Annotated in this window: 15 protein-coding genes and 1 other annotated feature; of the genes, 4 read left to right on the top strand and 11 right to left on the bottom strand. The window is 54.5% G+C overall.

Features of this window, described 5'->3' with window-relative positions:
* Positions 1-141 precede the first annotated feature (141 nt).
* Entirely contained in the window at positions 142-2,058 is a 1,917-nt protein-coding gene (gene dnaK, locus GV764_RS05965; RefSeq protein WP_161659351.1) for a molecular chaperone DnaK, read from the bottom strand.
* A 290-nt stretch (positions 2,059-2,348) separates the two neighbouring features.
* Between dnaK and satP the strand changes: the two genes are divergently transcribed.
* Positions 2,349-2,915, top strand: a complete 567-nt coding sequence (gene satP / locus GV764_RS05960) for an acetate uptake transporter (RefSeq protein ID WP_161659350.1) — start codon at positions 2,349-2,351, stop codon at positions 2,913-2,915.
* A gap of 111 nt (positions 2,916-3,026) precedes the next feature.
* On the opposite strand, the gene GV764_RS05955 is transcribed toward satP, so the two are convergent.
* The 3 genes from GV764_RS05955 to tal form a co-directional block, all read right to left on the bottom strand.
* Positions 3,027-4,334, bottom strand: coding sequence for an MFS transporter (locus GV764_RS05955; protein WP_161659349.1), 1,308 nt, complete (start codon positions 4,332-4,334; stop codon positions 3,027-3,029).
* 125 nt (positions 4,335-4,459) lie between these two features.
* Positions 4,460-5,047 carry a molybdopterin adenylyltransferase gene (mog, locus tag GV764_RS05950; protein ID WP_161659348.1) on the bottom strand — a complete coding sequence of 196 codons (588 nt, stop codon included), beginning with the start codon at positions 5,045-5,047 and terminating at the stop codon, positions 4,460-4,462.
* A gap of 121 nt (positions 5,048-5,168) precedes the next feature.
* Positions 5,169-6,122: a transaldolase gene (gene tal / locus GV764_RS05945; protein WP_161659347.1), complete on the bottom strand. Its 954-nt coding sequence runs from the start codon at positions 6,120-6,122 to the stop codon at positions 5,169-5,171.
* A gap of 203 nt (positions 6,123-6,325) precedes the next feature.
* On the opposite strand from tal, the gene GV764_RS05940 reads away from it, so the two are divergent.
* Together GV764_RS05940 and yaaA are read left to right on the top strand one after the other, a co-directional pair.
* Positions 6,326-7,759 (top strand): alanine/glycine:cation symporter family protein, encoded by a 1,434-nt coding sequence (locus tag GV764_RS05940; protein WP_161659346.1) that lies wholly within the window; start codon positions 6,326-6,328, stop codon positions 7,757-7,759.
* 78 nt (positions 7,760-7,837) lie between these two features.
* Positions 7,838-8,611, top strand: a complete 774-nt coding sequence (gene yaaA, locus GV764_RS05935; protein WP_161659345.1) for a peroxide stress protein YaaA — start codon at positions 7,838-7,840, stop codon at positions 8,609-8,611.
* A 52-nt stretch (positions 8,612-8,663) separates the two neighbouring features.
* Here yaaA and thrC read toward each other — a convergent pair whose 3' ends face one another.
* The 6 genes from thrC to yjjY all read right to left on the bottom strand — a co-directional run bounded on the left by thrC (position 8,664) and on the right by yjjY (position 14,927).
* Positions 8,664-9,950 (bottom strand): threonine synthase, encoded by a 1,287-nt coding sequence (gene thrC, locus GV764_RS05930; RefSeq protein ID WP_161659344.1) that lies wholly within the window; start codon positions 9,948-9,950, stop codon positions 8,664-8,666.
* A gap of 3 nt (positions 9,951-9,953) precedes the next feature.
* On the bottom strand, positions 9,954-10,883 hold the full coding sequence (thrB, locus tag GV764_RS05925) for a homoserine kinase (RefSeq protein ID WP_161659343.1): 930 nt from the start codon (positions 10,881-10,883) through the stop codon (positions 9,954-9,956).
* A 1-nt stretch (position 10,884) separates the two neighbouring features.
* A complete protein-coding gene (gene thrA, locus GV764_RS05920; protein WP_161659342.1) occupies positions 10,885-13,347 on the bottom strand; it encodes a bifunctional aspartate kinase/homoserine dehydrogenase I in 2,463 nt (820 codons plus the stop codon).
* 24 nt (positions 13,348-13,371) lie between these two features.
* Positions 13,372-13,489: a sequence feature (Thr leader region), on the bottom strand.
* The gene (thrL, locus tag GV764_RS05915; RefSeq protein WP_125293266.1) at positions 13,428-13,496 is read right to left on the bottom strand and encodes a thr operon leader peptide; all 69 of its coding nucleotides are present in this window, start codon (positions 13,494-13,496) and stop codon (positions 13,428-13,430) included. It overlaps the preceding feature by 62 nt.
* Positions 13,497-13,702: 206 nt before the next feature.
* A complete protein-coding gene (locus GV764_RS05910; RefSeq protein WP_161659341.1) occupies positions 13,703-14,389 on the bottom strand; it encodes a tRNA/rRNA methyltransferase in 687 nt (228 codons plus the stop codon).
* Between the two features lie 397 nt (positions 14,390-14,786).
* On the bottom strand, positions 14,787-14,927 hold the full coding sequence (gene yjjY, locus GV764_RS05905) for a YjjY family protein (protein WP_085949465.1): 141 nt from the start codon (positions 14,925-14,927) through the stop codon (positions 14,787-14,789).
* A gap of 96 nt (positions 14,928-15,023) precedes the next feature.
* Here yjjY and arcA point away from each other — a divergent pair, with 96 nt between their 5' ends.
* Entirely contained in the window at positions 15,024-15,740 is a 717-nt protein-coding gene (gene arcA, locus GV764_RS05900; RefSeq protein WP_002434287.1) for a two-component system response regulator ArcA, read from the top strand.
* Between the two features lie 64 nt (positions 15,741-15,804).
* Here arcA and creD read toward each other — a convergent pair whose 3' ends face one another.
* Positions 15,805-17,169, bottom strand: coding sequence for a cell envelope integrity protein CreD (gene creD, locus GV764_RS05895; protein ID WP_161659340.1), 1,365 nt, complete (start codon positions 17,167-17,169; stop codon positions 15,805-15,807).
* Positions 17,170-17,181 lie beyond the last annotated feature (12 nt).

Raw genomic sequence — 17,181 nt, 5'->3', positions numbered from 1 at the left:
TCTGCCCTTATTCCCTGTTTCATTCACGCCGCGCCCGCGTTGACCGTTACGCAACGCAAATTCATCCGGGAATACAAGAATAAACGGGCGGAGAGGAGATCCTCTTCGCCCGTATCAGTGTTTTACCCGTTCAAAGGGCGATTATTTTTTGTCTTTAACTTCTTCGAACTCGGCGTCGACAACATCATCATCTTTCGCGTTGTTCGCAGAAGCATCAGCACCGCCAGCCTGCTGCTGCGCATGTTGCTGCTGAGCGATTTCCATCAGTTTCTGGGAAACCTGCGCCAGCGCCTGCATTTTGGCTTCGATATCGGCTTTATCTTCGCCTTTCAGTGCAGTTTCCAGCGCGCTCAGCGCAGACTCGATAGCGGTTTTGTCGTCAGCTGGCAGTTGCTCGCCTGCTTCTTCAACCTGCTTACGGGTGCTGTGCACCAGGTGATCTGCCTGGTTGCGGGTCTGTACCAGTTCTTCGAACTTACGGTCAGACTCTGCGTTCGCTTCCGCTTCGCGCACCATTTTCTGGATTTCATCTTCATTCAGACCAGAAGATGCCTTAATGGTGATTTTCTGCTCGCGACCGCTGTTTTTGTCTTTCGCAGACACGTGCAGGATACCGTCCGCATCGATATCGAAGGTCACTTCGATCTGCGGCATACCGCGCGGTGCCGGGTTAATCCCGTCAAGGTTAAACTGGCCCAGAGATTTGTTATCGCTGGCGCGTTTACGTTCACCCTGCAGCACATGGATGGTTACCGCAGACTGGTTGTCTTCCGCAGTAGAGAACACCTGGCTGTGCTTGGTCGGGATAGTGGTGTTTTTGCTGATCAGCGACGTCATCACGCCGCCCATGGTTTCGATACCCAAAGACAGCGGGGTAACGTCCAGCAGCAGTACGTCTTTCACGTCGCCGGTCAACACGCCGCCCTGAACCGCTGCGCCGATAGCCACGGCTTCGTCCGGGTTAACGTCTTTACGCGGCTCTTTGCCAAAGAACTCGGCCACTTTTTTCTGCACCATCGGCATACGAGTCTGACCGCCGACCAGGATCACGTCCTGTACGTCGGATACGGACAGGCCAGCATCCTGCAGCGCCACTTTCAGCGGCTCGATGGAACGGTTCACCAGGTCTTCGACCAGGCTTTCCAGTTTCGCGCGAGTCACTTTGATGTTCATGTGTTTCGGACCGGTGGCGTCTGCAGTAATGTACGGCAGGTTCACATCGGTCTGCTGAGCGGAAGACAGCTCGATTTTGGCTTTTTCTGCCGCTTCTTTCAGACGCTGCATCGCCAGCGGATCGTTACGCAGATCGATACCCTGGTCTTTCTTAAACTCTTCCACCAGGTAGTTGATCATACGGCTGTCGAAGTCTTCGCCGCCCAGGTGAGTGTCACCGTTGGTCGCCAGTACTTCGAAGGTTTTTTCGCCGTCAACGTCGTCGATTTCGATAATAGAGATATCGAAAGTACCGCCGCCGAGGTCGTAAACCGCGATAGTACGGTTGCCGACTTCTTTATCCAGACCGTAAGCCAGCGCGGCAGCGGTCGGTTCGTTGATAATACGTTTTACTTCCAGACCCGCGATACGGCCGGCGTCTTTGGTTGCCTGACGCTGAGCATCGTTGAAGTACGCAGGTACAGTGATAACCGCTTCAGTTACCGGTTCGCCCAGGTAATCTTCAGCCGTTTTCTTCATTTTCTTCAGCACTTCTGCAGAGATCTGCGGCGGTGCCATTTTCTGGCCTTTTACGTCAAGCCATGCGTCACCGTTGTCGGCGGCGATGATTTTGTACGGCATGATGGCTTCATCACGCTGAACTTCTTCGTCCTGGAAGCGGCGACCGATCAGGCGTTTAATCGCGAACAGCGTGTTCTGCGGGTTAGTCACTGCCTGACGTTTAGCCGGCTGACCTACCAGAGTTTCGCCGTCCTGTGTATAAGCAATGATAGAAGGCGTGGTGCGGTCACCCTCGGCGTTCTCCAGAACACGCGCGGTAGTACCATCCATAATCGCGACACAAGAGTTAGTCGTCCCCAGGTCGATACCAATAATTTTACCCATCTAAACGTCTCCACTAAAAATTCGTCATTATGTGGTTGTGAACCTGTAATAAGGGCGAAACCGTGAGTTTCAACTGCCCCATCATTATTTTTCACGTCCACTCACTGCGGTTGACTACAAGATGGGGTCGTATCGCTGCGCATCAAGGGGCAACAAATAAAATTTTTTTCTTTTACCTGTGCAGATCATAGACGGCGGGGTACTGGCTGATTATTATGCCGCGCCCGACACGGATCACACTTTCTGGCGGCGGGTATTTACATCTAAACAATCAAACGTTTTGAGGATTTATGGGCAACACGAAGTTGGCTAACCCCGCACCGCTGGGATTAATGGGTTTCGGCATGACCACTATTCTGCTTAACCTGCACAATATTGGTCTTTTCCCGCTGGACGGCATTATTCTGGCAATGGGCATTTTCTACGGCGGCATCGCGCAGATTTTCGCGGGCCTGCTGGAGTTTAAGAAAGGGAATACTTTCGGTTTAACCGCGTTTACGTCTTATGGCTCCTTCTGGCTGACGCTGGTCGCGATCCTGCTGATGCCTAAAATGGGTCTGGCAGAAGCGGCTAACGGCCACTTCCTGGGTGTTTACTTAGGCATCTGGGGCATCTTTACCCTGTTCATGTTCTTCGGCACGCTGAAAGGCGCACGGGTCCTGCAATTCGTGTTCCTGAGCCTGACCGTTCTGTTCGCGCTGCTGGCGATCGGCCATCTGGCGGACAGCGAGAGCATCGTTCACGTTGCGGGTTGGATTGGCCTGATCTGCGGCGCAAGCGCCATTTATCTGGCGATGGGTGAAGTGCTGAACGAACAATATGGCCGCACTGTACTGCCGATTGGCGAACAGCACTGATTTTTTAAATGTTATTTCTCAACGGCTACCCACAGGTAGCCGTTTTTTATTGTGGATAAAAACCGCCGCCAGCGGCAAGCTCAACAACGGTCTGGCTGAAATCATCAAGAGTTAGTGCGCAACGGCGCGCGAGGAACGACTGGCGTCTTGCTGATAAGTTTCCCGGCGCAGCCAGATGCCGAGACCTAATCCCATTAAGGAAAGCGCCAGAACGTACCAGGCAGGCGCCATGGGCGAAATGCCCATTAACAGGGTAACGGCGATGGGCGTTAAGCCGCCGAAAATGGCATACGACACGTTATAAGAAAACGAGATCCCGGTGAAACGCACTTCCGCCGGAAAAGAACGCACCATCACGTAAGGCACGGCTCCCACTACGCCTACGCACAAACCAACTGTGCCATACAGCAGGAACAGCTGTTCGGGATGTGTACCGGATAAGTGGTAAAAGAACCCGCTGGAACAGGCCAGCAGCAGGCTCCCGACGATAAAGGTTTTGCTGGCGCCAAAACGGTCAACCGCCAGCCCGGCAATCAGGCAACCGAAGCACAGCATAATGGTGGCAATACTGTTCGCCTGCAGCGTCAACGCGGGCGCAAAGCCATATTGCTTTTGCAGCCAGACCGGAGACATCAAAATCACCACGACGATCCCGGCAGACAGTAGCCAGGTCAGCAGCATCGAGACCACCACCGCTTTTTTATGGCGCATCACCACCGCTTTTACCGGCAATTCCTGCGCCAGGGCTTTGCGCTGCTGCATTTCAAGGAAAATTGGCGTCTCCTGTAACCAGCGGCGTAAGTACATGGCAACCAGGCCAAACGCGCCGCCAAGCAGGAACGGTACGCGCCACCCCCAGTCATGCACCGCTTGCTGGGTCATGCTGGTATTAACCAGCGTGGCGACTACCGACCCCAACAAAATCCCCACCGTCAGGCCCGCCGTGAGCGTTCCGCAGGCGATACCGATACGCCGCGTCGGCACATGTTCCGCAACAAATACCCACGCACCGGGCACCTCACCGCCAATTGCCGCCCCCTGCAGCAGACGCATCAGCAACAGCATCAGCGGCGCGGCAATGCCTGCAGTGGCATAAGTGGGTAATAAGCCCATCGCCAGCGTCGGCAACGCCATCAGCAGTATGCTCAACGTAAACATTTTTTTACGGCCAACCAGATCGCCGAAATGCGCCATGATAATACCGCCCAGCGGACGCGCCAGGTAGCCTGCGGCAAAGATGCCGAAGGTTTGTACCTGACGCAGCCATTCAGGGATATCGGTTGGGAAAAAGAGTTCTCCGACCACTGCCGCAAAGAACACAAAGATGATGAAGTCGTAAAACTCCAGCGCGCCGCCAAGCGCGGCAAGAGTCAACGTTTTATAATCCTGACGATTTAGCGGGCGATTGTGTTGTGACATAAGAGACCGTTTATAAGCAGAAGGGTGTCATACCCTCACACGATAACTGTAAAGTAACCATTACTATACCGTATCAAATGCATTACACCAGTTGCATTCGCTGTTATGTCACACCATCAGGAAGTTTAGAGTTTTATTTCACGAATTGCGTTCTTAGGGCGAAATGCGGCCACAATATCAGCACAAGTCTCTACATAGGGGCCATCAAGCAGTTGGATGCAGTAAGGCACGCTGGCGAAAATGCCCGCGACGGCGACCTTGCCGCTCTCGTCACGTAATCCTTCCAGGGTTTCTTTGATGGACTTAGGCTGTCCGGGAAGATTAAGGATCAATGCCTGTTTGCGGATCACCCCGACCTGACGGGACAAAATTGCCGTCGGCACAAAGTTGAGGCTGATCTGGCGCATCTGCTCGCCGAACCCGGGCATTTCACGATCGGCGACGGCCAGCGTCGCATCCGGGGTCACATCGCGGCGCGCGGGGCCGGTGCCGCCGGTGGTCAGCACTAGATGGCAGCCCATTTCATCCACCAGTTCGCAGAGCGTCTGTTCGATCACCGGCTGTTCGTCGGGGATCAGGCGCGTTTCAACGGTGAACGGGGTCGTGAGGGCCGATGCCAGCCATGCTTCAAGCGCGGGAATGCCTTTGTCCTGATAAACGCCGCTGGACGCGCGATCAGAAACAGAAACGAGGCCAATACGTAATGTGTCCATATCCATTCCGATAATGATTCAAAAGTGACGGAATGATACACCGAGCGGGGAAAGGCAGACAGAGGAAGCGGGGATTACGTGACGCAAAGCGTGTGGCCGGGAGAACCCGGCCACGGGAAAATTACAGCAGGTCGCCGATCATCTTTTCCAGTTTTTCCTGGTCAACCGCGAACTTACGGATGCCGTCAGCCAGTTTATCCACCGCCATCGGATCCTGGTTGTGCTGCCACAGGAACTCAGACTCGGTGATACGCTCCGGGCGTGCTTTCACGTCGCCGCTGAAAGCCAGTTTACGCTCAACCGCGCCTTCGCTTTCCGCCAGCTCTTTCAGCAGTGCCGGCGCGATGGTCAGACGGTCGCAGCCAGCCAGTTCCAGAATTTCGCCCACGTTACGGAAGCTTGCGCCCATCACCACGGTTTCATAACCGTGCTGTTTGTAGTATTCGTAAATTTCCGTCACCGACACCACGCCCGGATCTTCCGCAGCCGCGTATTCTTTTTTATCGGTGTTGGCTTTGTACCAGTCAAGGATACGGCCCACGAACGGAGAAATCAGGAACACGCCCGCTTCCGCACAGGCGCGCGCCTGAGCGAAGGAGAACAGCAGCGTCAGGTTACAGTTGATGCCTTCTTTTTCCAGCTGCTCCGCCGCGCGGATACCCTGCCAGGTCGAAGCCAGTTTGATCAGAATGCGATCGTTGCTGATGCCTGCGTCGTTATACAGTTTAATCAGACGCTTGGCTTTAACGATGCTCGCTTCAGTGTCGTAGGAAAGACGCGCGTCCACTTCTGTGGAGATACGGCCAGGGATCAGCTTCAGAATTTCCAGACCGATATTCACGGCCAGCTTATCCGACGCATCAACAATCTGCTGCTCGCGAGAATCACTTTGCGCACGCGCCCAGGTCACCGCATCGTCAATCAGTTTGCGGTATTCAGGGATTTGCGCGGCGTTCAGAATCAAAGAAGGGTTGGTGGTTGCATCCTGCGGCTGGTACAGCTTCATTGCCGCGATGTCTCCGGTATCAGCCACTACGGTTGTGAACTGACGAAGGGAGGTCAATTTGTCCGTCATAATAGAAGTCTCTTCAAAACTGCGTGTTAGGGAGATGTAATCGGTCTGCGGTGATGATAACACGACGCCCGAACAGCGCAACCGCAGCAATTCAGGCGGGCACAGTGTGATAAACTGCCTTATTCGATAGCCTGAAAAATATCACCAGGGAAGGCGGTCAGCGCTGTTGCGCAAACCGGATGAGTTTATCAAGAGGGATGTGAATGCCGGATTTTCTGACGTTTATCAACGAAATACTCTGGGGGTCGGTCCTCATCTACCTGCTGTTGTGCGCGGGGATCTGGTTCACGTTGCGCAGCGGCTTTGTGCAGTTCCGCTATATTCGCTTTTTCCCCCGGGCGCTCAGAAAGAGTTTTATACCGCAACCCGACGGCTTAACGGCGTTTCAGGCGCTGTGCACCAGCCTGGCGGCGCGCGTCGGCAGCGGCAATATCGCTGGCGTGGCGCTGGCTATTTCGATGGGTGGCCCCGGCGCGGTGTTCTGGATGTGGATAACGGCGCTGATTGGCATGGCGACCTCTTTTGCCGAATGTTCGCTTGCGCAACTTTATAAGTGCCGCGACCGCAACGGGCAGTTTCGCGGCGGCCCGGCGTGGTATATGGAGCGCGGGCTCGGTATGCGCTGGATGGGGGTGCTGTTTTCCCTGTTTCTGCTGCTGTCGTTTGGCCTGGTCTTTAATGCCGTCCAGGCCAGTTCCGTCGCCTTCGCGTTGGATCATGCCTGGCAAATTCCCAAATGGCTAACGGTCAGCGTACTGGCGGCGCTTACGCTGCTGGTCTGCACCCGGGGAATGCACGGTATTGCCCGACTGGCGCAATGGCTGGTGCCGGTAATGGCGAGCCTGTGGGTACTGACAGGGCTGGCGATTATCGCTGTGAATATCGACAAAATGCCCCAGGTCATCTCAACGATCTTTACCGGCGCATTCGGCTGGCAGGAAGCGACCTCAGGCGTCATGGGCTACACCTTTAGCCAGGCGCTGACCAGTGGTTTTCAACGCGGCATGTTTTCTAACGAAGCGGGTATGGGCTCAACGCCCAACGCAGCCGCGGCGGCGGCGTCATGGCCGCCCCATCCTGCCGCCCAGGGCATCGTGCAGATGATCGGCGTGTTTGTCGATACAGTCATTATTTGCAGCGCCACAGCGGTAATTATCCTGAGTGCCGGGCTGCCGGACAAACCCCTGACGCCGAATGAGAGCATCTTATTAACCCAGCATGCGCTGGTGAGCCTGACCGGTCACTGGGCGAGTGGCTATCTGGGTCTGATCGTGCTGCTGTTCGCTTTCACGTCGATTGTCGCTAACTACGCCTATGCGGAAAATAATCTGGTGTTTTTGCGCATGGATACCCGGCGCAATATCTGGCTGCTGAGAATGGGCGTCATGGCGATGATTGTGCTGGGCGCAGTGATCAACCTGACCCTGGTATGGCACCTGGCGGACATCTCAATGGCCCTGATGGCAATCACCAACCTGACGGCTATTCTGTTGTTATCTCCGGTAGTGAAAACCCTCGCGTCGGACTATCTACGCCAGCGCAAGCTGGGCGTAAAGCCGCATTTCGATCCGGCGCGTTTTCCAGAACTCCAACCGCACCTTGCGCCGGATGTCTGGCAAAACGTACCGCGTGAGTGAACGTAAACTGATTGCAACCATTGGTCACCTTTGCGCCAAAATTTGTTACAGTCACCAAAAAGCCTGTAAGGAAAAGCAATGCTGTTACTGATTTCACCTGCCAAAACCCTGGATTATCAAAGCCCGCTGGCCACTCAACGCCATACCCAGCCCGAGCTGCTGGAGTATGCCCAGCAGCTGATTGGCGAAGCGCGCAATTTGTCTGAAGCGCAGATCAAAGCGCTGATGGGCGTGAGCGATAAAATCGCGTCCCTGAACGCAACGCGCTTTCACGACTGGCATCCGGACTTCACCCCGGACAACGCGCGCCAGGCAATTCTGGCGTTTAAAGGCGATGTCTATACCGGGCTCCAGGCGGAGACCTTCAGCGAGGCGGATTTCGACTTTGCCCAGCGTCATTTGCGGATGCTATCGGGGTTATACGGCGTACTGCGTCCGCTGGATCTGATGCAGCCCTACCGGCTGGAAATGGGCATCAAGCTGGAGAACGCCAAAGGCAGCGATTTATACACGTTCTGGGGCGACATTATTACCCATACGCTGAACGACGCGCTGGCCGCCCAGGGCGACAACGTATTGGTTAACCTGGCGTCCGATGAGTATTTCAAAGCGGTGCGGCCGACGAAGCTGAACGCGAAGATCGTGAAGCCGGTATTCCTGGATGAGAAAAACGGCAAATTTAAGGTGATCAGCTTCTACGCCAAGAAAGCGCGCGGATTGATGAGTCGCTACGTAATCGAAAACCGCCTGACCCTGCCCCAGCAGCTGACCCAATTTGACATGGACGGCTATGCCTGGGATCGCGACATGTCGAGCGAAACCGAGCTGGTCTTTAAACGCCCTGAACGTTAAGCAACAAAAAGGCCCGGCGCTTTCGCAGACCGGGCCCGGCAATCAAGTCTTATCAGGCTTTGGTCATCATCAACTGACGTAACGCCGCGAAATCTGCCGGCAGCTGATGCGAGAGCAACGGCAGATCGGCACGTTCAGCCAGCTCTTTCGGCAGATCCAGCGTCTCGCCGAGGATCGACTCCACGCTCTCTTTAAATTTCGCCGGATGCGCCGTGCCGAGGAACAACCCGTATTCTCCCGGACGCAGCTGGTCACGCAAAGCGCGGTAAGCGATCGCCGCATGGGGTTCAGACACGTACCCGCCCGCTTTCAGTTCACGCATCGTTTCCTGAGTGACATTATCGTCCACCGCCGCATACCCCAGTTCATTCAGTCGCCACACTTTGCGGCGGAACAGCTCTTCCACTCGCGGCCAGTTGTTTGGCTGGGAAACGTCCATCGCGTTAGACAGCGTCGCCACGGTGGCTTTCGGCTGCCATTCACCGTTTTGCAGGAAACGCGGCACGGTGTCGTTGGCATTGGTCGCAGCGATAAAGCGCTTCACCGGCAGACCAAGGGACTTCGCCAGCAGCCCGGCGGTGAGATCGCCGAAGTTACCGCTGGGCACCGACACCACCAGCTGATTACGCGCTTCTTGCGGCAGCTGCGCCACAGCTTCGAAGTAATAGCAAATCTGCGCCAGCAGGCGGCTGATGTTGATGGAGTTCGCCGAGTTCAGACCCAGCGCGACTTTCAGCTCTTCATCATCAAATGCCTGCTTGACCAGCGCCTGACAGGCGTCAAAATCGCCGTCAATCGCCACCGTTTCGATGTTGCCGCCCAGGGTGCAGAACAGTTTTTCCTGTAGCGGAGAAATTTTGCCCTGCGGATAGAGGATCACCACGCGCACGTTCTTCAGCCCGTAAAACGCGTGGGCCACCGCCGCGCCGGTGTCGCCGGAAGTGGCGGTTAAAATGGTCACGGGTTTATCGCCGCTGATGTGCGCCAGCATCTGGGCCATAAAGCGACCGCCGAAATCTTTAAACGCCAGCGTCGGACCGTGGAACAGCTCAAGACAGCCGATATCCGGCTCGACGCTTTTCACCGGTGCCGGGAAGGCAAAGGCGTTGCGCACGCGGTTTTCGAGGATCTCCTGCGGAATTTCATCGCCAATAAAGGCGGACAGGATTTTCGCGCTGCGCGCGACGAAATCCAGCTTTAGCATCTCGTCAATTTCGGTGAGGCTGAATTCCGGTAAATCGTGCGGGAAAAACAGGCCCTGATTTTTGCCCAGTCCTTGCGTAACCGCCTGCGCAAAGCTGACCTGTTCGTTGTGATCTTTCAGATTATAGAGTTTCATGCGTTATCCCAGTACTCGTGCGCCAGCCGTATCCAGACGGCAAATATGTACAAAGCCTTCCTGATTTTGCAGGTAATGTTGTTGCAGCCAGTCCGCCATGCGCTGCGCCGTTTCCGGGTTATCGCACACGGCAAACAGGGTCGGGCCGGAGCCGGAAATCCCGCAGGCCAGCGCGCCGATATCCGCCGCAGCCTGCCGCGCCTGGCTGAAACCCGGCAGCAATTTAGTGCGATACGGTTCGGCAATCACATCGCGCATCAGCTTCGCCGCCAGCAGCGGCTGGCGGGTGTGGCAGGCGTGAATAAAGCCCGCCAGGTAACGCCCGTGGGCGATGCAATCCTGACGGCGATACTGCGCGGGTAAGATCGCCCGCGCTTCGGCGGTGGAAACCTTGATGCCCGGATAGGCCATCACCCACAGCCACTCTTCAAAGCCTGGCACCTGCTGGCTGATAATGCCGTTCTCTTCCAGCATCAGCTGCAAACCGCCTAAAAAGCAGGGCGCGACATTGTCGTAATGAATGCTGCCGGAGATGCGCCCCTCCAGCTCGCCCATCAGCGCCAGCAAACGCGTATCGTTAAGCGGCTTACCGCAAAATTCGTTCATCGCCATCAGGCCCGCCACCACGGAACACGCGCTGGAGCCCAGACCGGAGCCGATAGGCATATTTTTTTCCAGGGTCATCGCCACCGGCACGGTTTTGCCGATCTCCTGACAAAAGCGCTCCCAGCACTGATACACGATGTTTTCACGCGGCTCGCTGGGTAATTTATTGACGAACTGCCCGCGATTGGTCAGCGAAAATTGCGGCGCTGCTTCCACCGTCACGCAATCGCCCAGCAGCTCACCGCTGGCGGGTGTCACGGCCGCGCCTAATACATCAAACCCCACGCTGACGTTCCCAATGGAGGCCGGGGCATATACTTTAACCATCTTAAACTCCTAACTTCCATGAAAGGGTGCGCAGCAAATCGGCAAACACGCCAGCAGCGGTCACATCGTTCCCCGCGCCGTAACCCCGAAGCACCAGCGGCAGCGGCTGATAATAGTGGCTGTAAAACGCCAGGGCATTTTCGCCGTTTTTCACTTTGTACAGCGGATCATTGCCGTCTACAGCAGCGATCTTCACGCGACAGGTGCCATCTTCTTCGATCAGGCCGACATAGCGCAGCACTTTGCCTTCATCACGCGCCTTCGCCACCAGTGAGGAAAACTCATCGTCCAGCTGGTTCAGGCGGGCCATAAAGCTGGCGACGTCGCCTTCAGCATCAAAGCTCGCCGGGAGCACTGGCTCAATCACAATATCTGAAAGCTCCAGGCTACGCCCGGTTTCACGCGCCAGAATCAACAATTTACGCGCCACGTCCATGCCGCTGAGATCATCACGCGGGTCCGGCTCGGTATAGCCCAGTTCACGCGCGGTGGCGGTGGCTTCAGAGAGTTTCATCCCCTCGTCCAGCTTGCCGAAAATAAACGACAGTGAACCGGATAAAATACCGGAGAAGCGTTGCAGCTCATCGCCCGCGTTGAGCAGGTTCTGGAGGTTTTCAATAACCGGCAGGCCCGCGCCGACGTTGGTGTCGTAAAGGAATTTACGGCGTGATTTCGCCGCCGCCTGACGCATCTGATGGTAGTAATCCATCGAGGAGGTATTGGCTTTTTTGTTCGGTGTCACCACGTGGAAACCTTCGCTCAGGAAATCCGCGTACTGATCGGCCACCGCCTGGTTAGAGGTACAGTCGACGATCACCGGGTTGAGCAGGTGATACTCTTTTGCCAGACGGATCAGGCGGCCGAGATTGAACGGCTCCGACGCCTGGCCCAGCGCATCACGCCAGTTTTCCAGATCCAGACCGTGCACGTTGGTCAACAGCGCTTTTGAGTTGGCGACGCCGCATACGCGTAAATCGATATGCTTTTGCTTTAACCACGCCTGCTGGCGCTTAAGCTGCTCCAGCAGCGCTCCGCCGACCCCGCCGACGCCAATCACGAACACTTCAATCACCTGATCGGTGTTGAACAGCATCTGATGGGTCACGCGCACGCCGGTGGTGACATCGTCGTTGCTGACCACCACGGAGATAGAGCGCTCGGACGAGCCCTGAGCGATCGCCACGATATTGATATTGGCCCGCGCCAGCGCGGCGAAGAACCTGGCGGAGATGCCGCGCAGGGTGCGCATGCCGTCGCCGACCACGGAGATGATCGCCAGGCGCTCCATCACCGCCAGCGGCTCCAGCAACCCTTCTTTCAGTTCCAGATAAAACTCGTCCTGCATCGCTCGCTGCGCCCGCACGCTATCGGCCTGCGGCACGCAGAAGCTGATGCTGTATTCAGACGAGGACTGGGTAATCAGCACCACCGAAATACCCGCACGGGACATCACCGCGAACACGCGCGCCGCCATCCCGACCATGCCTTTCATGCCCGGGCCAGAGACGCTGAACATCGCCATATTATTCAGGTTGCTGATGCCCTTCACCGGCAGGCCGTCTTCATCGCTGCTGGCGCCGATCAGGGTGCCTGCCGCTTGCGGATTACCGGTGTTTTTAATCAGGCAGGGGATCTGGAACTGGGCGATGGGGGCGATGGTGCGGGGATGGAGAACTTTAGCGCCGAAGTAGGAGAGCTCCATGGCTTCCTGATACGACATCGATTTCAGCAACCTGGCATCCGGCACCTGGCGCGGGTCGCAGGTATAAACGCCGTCGACGTCAGTCCAGATCTCACAACAGTCGGCGCGCAAACAGGCGGCCAGCACGGCAGCGGAGTAGTCGGAACCGTTACGGCCTAAAACAACCAGTTCGCCCTTCTCATTCCCGGCGGTAAAACCGGCCATCAGGATCATGTGATCGGCAGGAATACGGCTGGCGGCGATACGACGGGTGGATTCAGCGATATCTACGGTAGATTCGAGGTAATGGCCCACCGCCAGCAGTTTTTCAACCGGATCGATAACGCTGACCTTATGACCGCGCGCTTCCAGCAGGCCCGCCATAATGGCAATCGATAACTTTTCGCCACGGCAAATCAGCGCCGCGTTGATGCTGTCCGGGCACTGGCCGAGCAGGCTAATGCCGTGCAGGATATGGTTAATCTGGGCAAATTCATGGTCGACCAGAGCCTTGAGTTGCGCCAGGGGAAAACCGGGTTGCTCGGCGGCGAGGCCGTTAAGCAGATCGGCAAAGATTTTTTCCGCATCGCTGATATTCGGCAGCGCATCCTGACCCCCGATGGTTTTTTCAATCATCGCCACCAGGTGGTTAGTAATTTTCGCCGGGGCAGAGAGAACCGTCGCCACCTGCCCCTGTCTGGCATTACTTTCCAGAATGTCGGCTACGCGCAGAAAACGTTGCGCATTCGCCACTGATGTACCGCCAAATTTCAACACTCGCATGGTATTACCCCTTGATTTCTGGTCGAAAAAAAAGCCCGCACTGTTCAGGTGCGGGCTTTTTTCAGTTTTTCCTGTACGCGTCAGCCCGCCCCGTTACCTGTGGTAATGGTGGTGGTTGTAATAATGGTGTTCAGGCTGATGCGAGTCATGGATGTTGTGTGCTCTGTATCTGGTTTCTGTTGCTGTACCCTATTGGTTAAAGTATCTGTTGCGCCAAGTCAATGAATTTCGCATTTAGTCACCTTTCGCAATCACCCTCATCCATGCTGCCGCTGGGTCACAAAATATCGGGCATAATCAGCGCCTGGCAATAACAGCCCTCTTAATCACCATAAATTTTACTGCTCACAGAATTTTACTCTGTAAGTTTTTTTTCGATATCGTGCAGTAACCGGTGCAACATAGCGGTATCGCGCTGTTCAAGCTGCCCTAAACGCTGGGTCAACCAGTCCGACATTTTGTTGTCATCTTCAACATTGAGTTTTTTAAGTAGCGCATTTACGCGATGACGCAGCGCGTTGAGCTGCTGTCCCTGGTCCTGTTCACGTTTATCCCGCTGCGTTTGCATTAATGATGCTAATTGGTAGCAATACACCATTACCGCCTGGCCTAAATTGAGCGAAGGATAATCTGCAACCATAGGTACGCCAGTTAAAATATCTGCCAGTGATAATTCATCATTCGTCAAACCCGAATCTTCCCGGCCAAACACCAGCGCAATAGCGTTCATCCATTGTTGTTTTTCGCGCAATAGCGGCACAAGTTGTTCCGGCGTGGCGTAATAATGAAATTTTGCCCGGCTGCGCGCAGTGGTCGCGACCACGAACTCAACATCGGCCACCGCCTCGGCAAGCGTTGGATAAAGCTTTATATTATCAATGATATCGCCCGCGCCATGGGCAACCCACCGCGCGGCAGGTTGTAAGTGGGCATCACTGGCGACAATACGTAACTCGTTAAATCCCATGGTTTTCATTGCCCGCGCAGCGGCGCCGACATTTTCTGCTCTGGCGGGCGATACTAAAATTATTGGAAATTGCATCCGGCTCTCTCATGCCAATAAATGACAAAAAAACGTGATTAAGCTCAACATATTACGCGGCGAGAATTTACATTGCGATAACAAAAAGCGCAGTATTTGAGCAGGTTCTCGTATCAGGCATATTTAAGTTTTCCTAAATAAAACCTTTAGGGAATATGTTAATAAAAGTATGATATCATTCTGTTTCGCATGAATAAATTTTATTAAGATATTGCCTAAATATTGGATTCAGTCTATTAATTAGTTGAGGCAAGAAACTATCGGATAGTTTGCAAAATTGTGATTATCCCGAGTATTCAGCGACGACGATTTCAAGAAATTGTTATCGTGCTACAATTGAATTTGATATATGTCAACGAAGCGTAGTTTTATTAGGTGTCGCCGTTCTCTTAGCCTGTTATGTTGCTGTTAAAATGGTTAGGATGGCAGCCGTTTTTGACACCGTCGGGTCCAGAGGGAAAGTACCCACGACCAAGCTAATGATGTTGTTGACGTTGATGGAAAGTGCATCAAGAACGCAATTACGTACTTTAGTCATGTTACGCCGGGCATGTTAATTTTCGGCATGCACCAGGCTGGTCAGGGACTTTTGTACTTCCTGTTTCGATTTAGTTGGCAATTTTAGGTAGCAAACATGCAGACCCCGCACATTCTTATTGTTGAAGACGAGTTGGTAACACGCAACACGTTAAAAAGCATTTTCGAAGCAGAAGGCTACGATGTGTCTGAAGCCACCGATGGCGCTGAGATGCATCAGATCCTCTCTGATAATGACATCAATCTGGTGATCATGGACATCAACTTGCCAGGCAAGAACGGCCTGCTGCTGGCGCGTGAGCTACGTGAACAAGCTAACGTGGCGCTGATGTTCCTGACCGGCCGCGATAACGAAGTCGATAAGATCCTCGGCCTCGAAATCGGCGCGGATGACTATATCACCAAGCCGTTCAACCCGCGTGAACTCACCATCCGCGCGCGTAACCTGCTGTCGCGGACCATGAATCTCGGTACCATCAGCGAAGAGCGTCGCAACGTTGAAAGCTACAAATTCAACGGTTGGGAGCTGGATATCAACAGCCGTTCACTGGTAAGCCCTAACGGTGAACAGTATAAGCTGCCGCGTAGCGAATTCCGCGCCATGCTGCACTTCTGTGAAAACCCGGGCAAAATTCAGTCTCGCGCTGAACTGCTGAAGAAAATGACCGGTCGTGAGCTTAAGCCGCACGATCGTACTGTCGACGTGACTATCCGCCGCATTCGTAAACATTTCGAATCTACTCCGGATACCCCGGAAATCATCGCCACCATCCACGGCGAAGGTTACCGTTTCTGTGGCGATCTGCAGGAATAGTCAGCTGCGTATCGATAGACAAAAAGGGCGGAAATTCCGCCCTTTTGCTTTAATTTACTTCAATTTACTTCCACAATCTTTCCCGTTCGTCCCCTTCCGCCACCTTCGGTTTTAATCGCGGGGTGCGTTTTGATAACGCATACCAGTCGATATGCCGCGTCAGGAACATGACCGTCGTCAGGACGACCAGCAAGACCGCCGTCCCCAGCAACAGCGCGCTATCCTGAGAACGCAGCAACTGCCATAGCACCGCATCCAGCGTTAACAACCCTGCGCTGAAGATCAGACCTCGCTTCCATCCTTTCATCACCGCCTGCAAATAAACGCCGTTCATCAGAGCGCAGACGAGGCTGGCGCTTAGCCACGCCAGATTAAATCCAATATGTTCCGCCAGCGCCAGCAGCACCAGATAGAACATCACCAGCGACATCCCCACCAGCAGATACTGCATCGGGTGCATCAGCGTTGCCGTTAAGGTTTCGAAGATAAAAAAGGCCATAAACGTCATGGCTATCAGCAATACCGCATATTTTACCGCCCGGTCGATAAGCTGATATTGATCGGCTGGCGTTTCTACCGTCACGCTGAAAGCCGGTAGCGAATTAATTTCGCGATACAAATCTGCGCCTTCTTCAAACGTAGTGTTGATATTGTTGGCAAACCAGGAACTCTGCCACTGCGCCTTAAACCCGCTGTCACTGACTTCACGTTGTTGAGGCAGGAAATCCCCGAGGAATCCCGGATGCGGCCAGTTACTGGTCAGTGATAGCTGGCTCATTCGCCCCAGCGGCACCACGGAAAGCGTCCCGGTGCCCATTAAATTCAATGCAAATGTCAGGTTCAGCTGTGGCTCCTGATTAAGGCTGTCGGGAATGACCATGTGCACGCCCTGTTTCAGGGAGGCAAGCCCGGTGCCCGGTTCAATGGCCGGTAGCGCGTAGCCATTAACGGTAACCTTAGCGACTTTTACAATACCGCGGGAATCCCCCACGGCAAGGGCGATAAAAGGCTGGCCGATTTCAAAACCGGGTTTGCGCCATTGATTGAATTTATCGGTATTAAAGACCGCGCGAACGTTCAGCGCCGCGTTCCAGATTTGCCCATCGTAGATACCGATATGCCGCGTCTCGACTTGCTGATCCCCTTCAATCACAAGTTCATCCGGCAAATAATAATGAATAAAACTCGACGGTTTCGTGACCTCTTTTCCCCCTTCCTGCACCGAAATCATTTCCGAAATCGGTAGCGCAATCAGCGGGCCCAACAGTTTTTGCGCACCACTGGTGCTTTGTTCGAGTGAGTTTTCCACATCATCGCGATATTGCGAACGTTCGTTAATTAAACCTTTCAACATCGACAACGGCAGAATCAGCAAAATGACGCTGCCGATCAGAACCAGAATTTTGATAAATAGCGATGATTTCAACATAAGCCCTCCTTT

The sequence above is a fragment of the Atlantibacter hermannii genome (assembly GCF_009907385.1).
GTDB classification, from domain to species: Bacteria; Pseudomonadota; Gammaproteobacteria; order Enterobacterales; family Enterobacteriaceae; genus Atlantibacter; species Atlantibacter hermannii_A.
Note: the sequence above shows the minus strand (reverse complement) of the source record. Positions and strands in the feature narration are given on the sequence as shown.

Excerpts from the sequence above, each read along its gene's own strand:
- dnaK (WP_161659351.1), bottom strand. The coding sequence starts at position 2,058 with ATGGGTAAAATTATTGGTATCGACCTGGGGACGACTAACTCTTGTGTC.
- satP (WP_161659350.1), top strand. The coding sequence starts at position 2,349 with ATGGGCAACACGAAGTTGGCTAACCCCGCACCGCTGGGATTAATGGGT.
- GV764_RS05955 (WP_161659349.1), bottom strand. The coding sequence starts at position 4,334 with ATGTCACAACACAATCGCCCGCTAAATCGTCAGGATTATAAAACGTTG.
- mog (WP_161659348.1), bottom strand. The coding sequence starts at position 5,047 with ATGGACACATTACGTATTGGCCTCGTTTCTGTTTCTGATCGCGCGTCC.
- tal (WP_161659347.1), bottom strand. The coding sequence starts at position 6,122 with ATGACGGACAAATTGACCTCCCTTCGTCAGTTCACAACCGTAGTGGCT.
- GV764_RS05940 (WP_161659346.1), top strand. The coding sequence starts at position 6,326 with ATGCCGGATTTTCTGACGTTTATCAACGAAATACTCTGGGGGTCGGTC.
- yaaA (WP_161659345.1), top strand. The coding sequence starts at position 7,838 with ATGCTGTTACTGATTTCACCTGCCAAAACCCTGGATTATCAAAGCCCG.
- thrC (WP_161659344.1), bottom strand. The coding sequence starts at position 9,950 with ATGAAACTCTATAATCTGAAAGATCACAACGAACAGGTCAGCTTTGCG.
- thrB (WP_161659343.1), bottom strand. The coding sequence starts at position 10,883 with ATGGTTAAAGTATATGCCCCGGCCTCCATTGGGAACGTCAGCGTGGGG.
- thrA (WP_161659342.1), bottom strand. The coding sequence starts at position 13,347 with ATGCGAGTGTTGAAATTTGGCGGTACATCAGTGGCGAATGCGCAACGT.
- GV764_RS05910 (WP_161659341.1), bottom strand. The coding sequence starts at position 14,389 with ATGCAATTTCCAATAATTTTAGTATCGCCCGCCAGAGCAGAAAATGTC.
- yjjY (WP_085949465.1), bottom strand. The coding sequence starts at position 14,927 with ATGACTAAAGTACGTAATTGCGTTCTTGATGCACTTTCCATCAACGTC.
- arcA (WP_002434287.1), top strand. The coding sequence starts at position 15,024 with ATGCAGACCCCGCACATTCTTATTGTTGAAGACGAGTTGGTAACACGC.
- creD (WP_161659340.1), bottom strand. The coding sequence starts at position 17,169 with ATGTTGAAATCATCGCTATTTATCAAAATTCTGGTTCTGATCGGCAGC.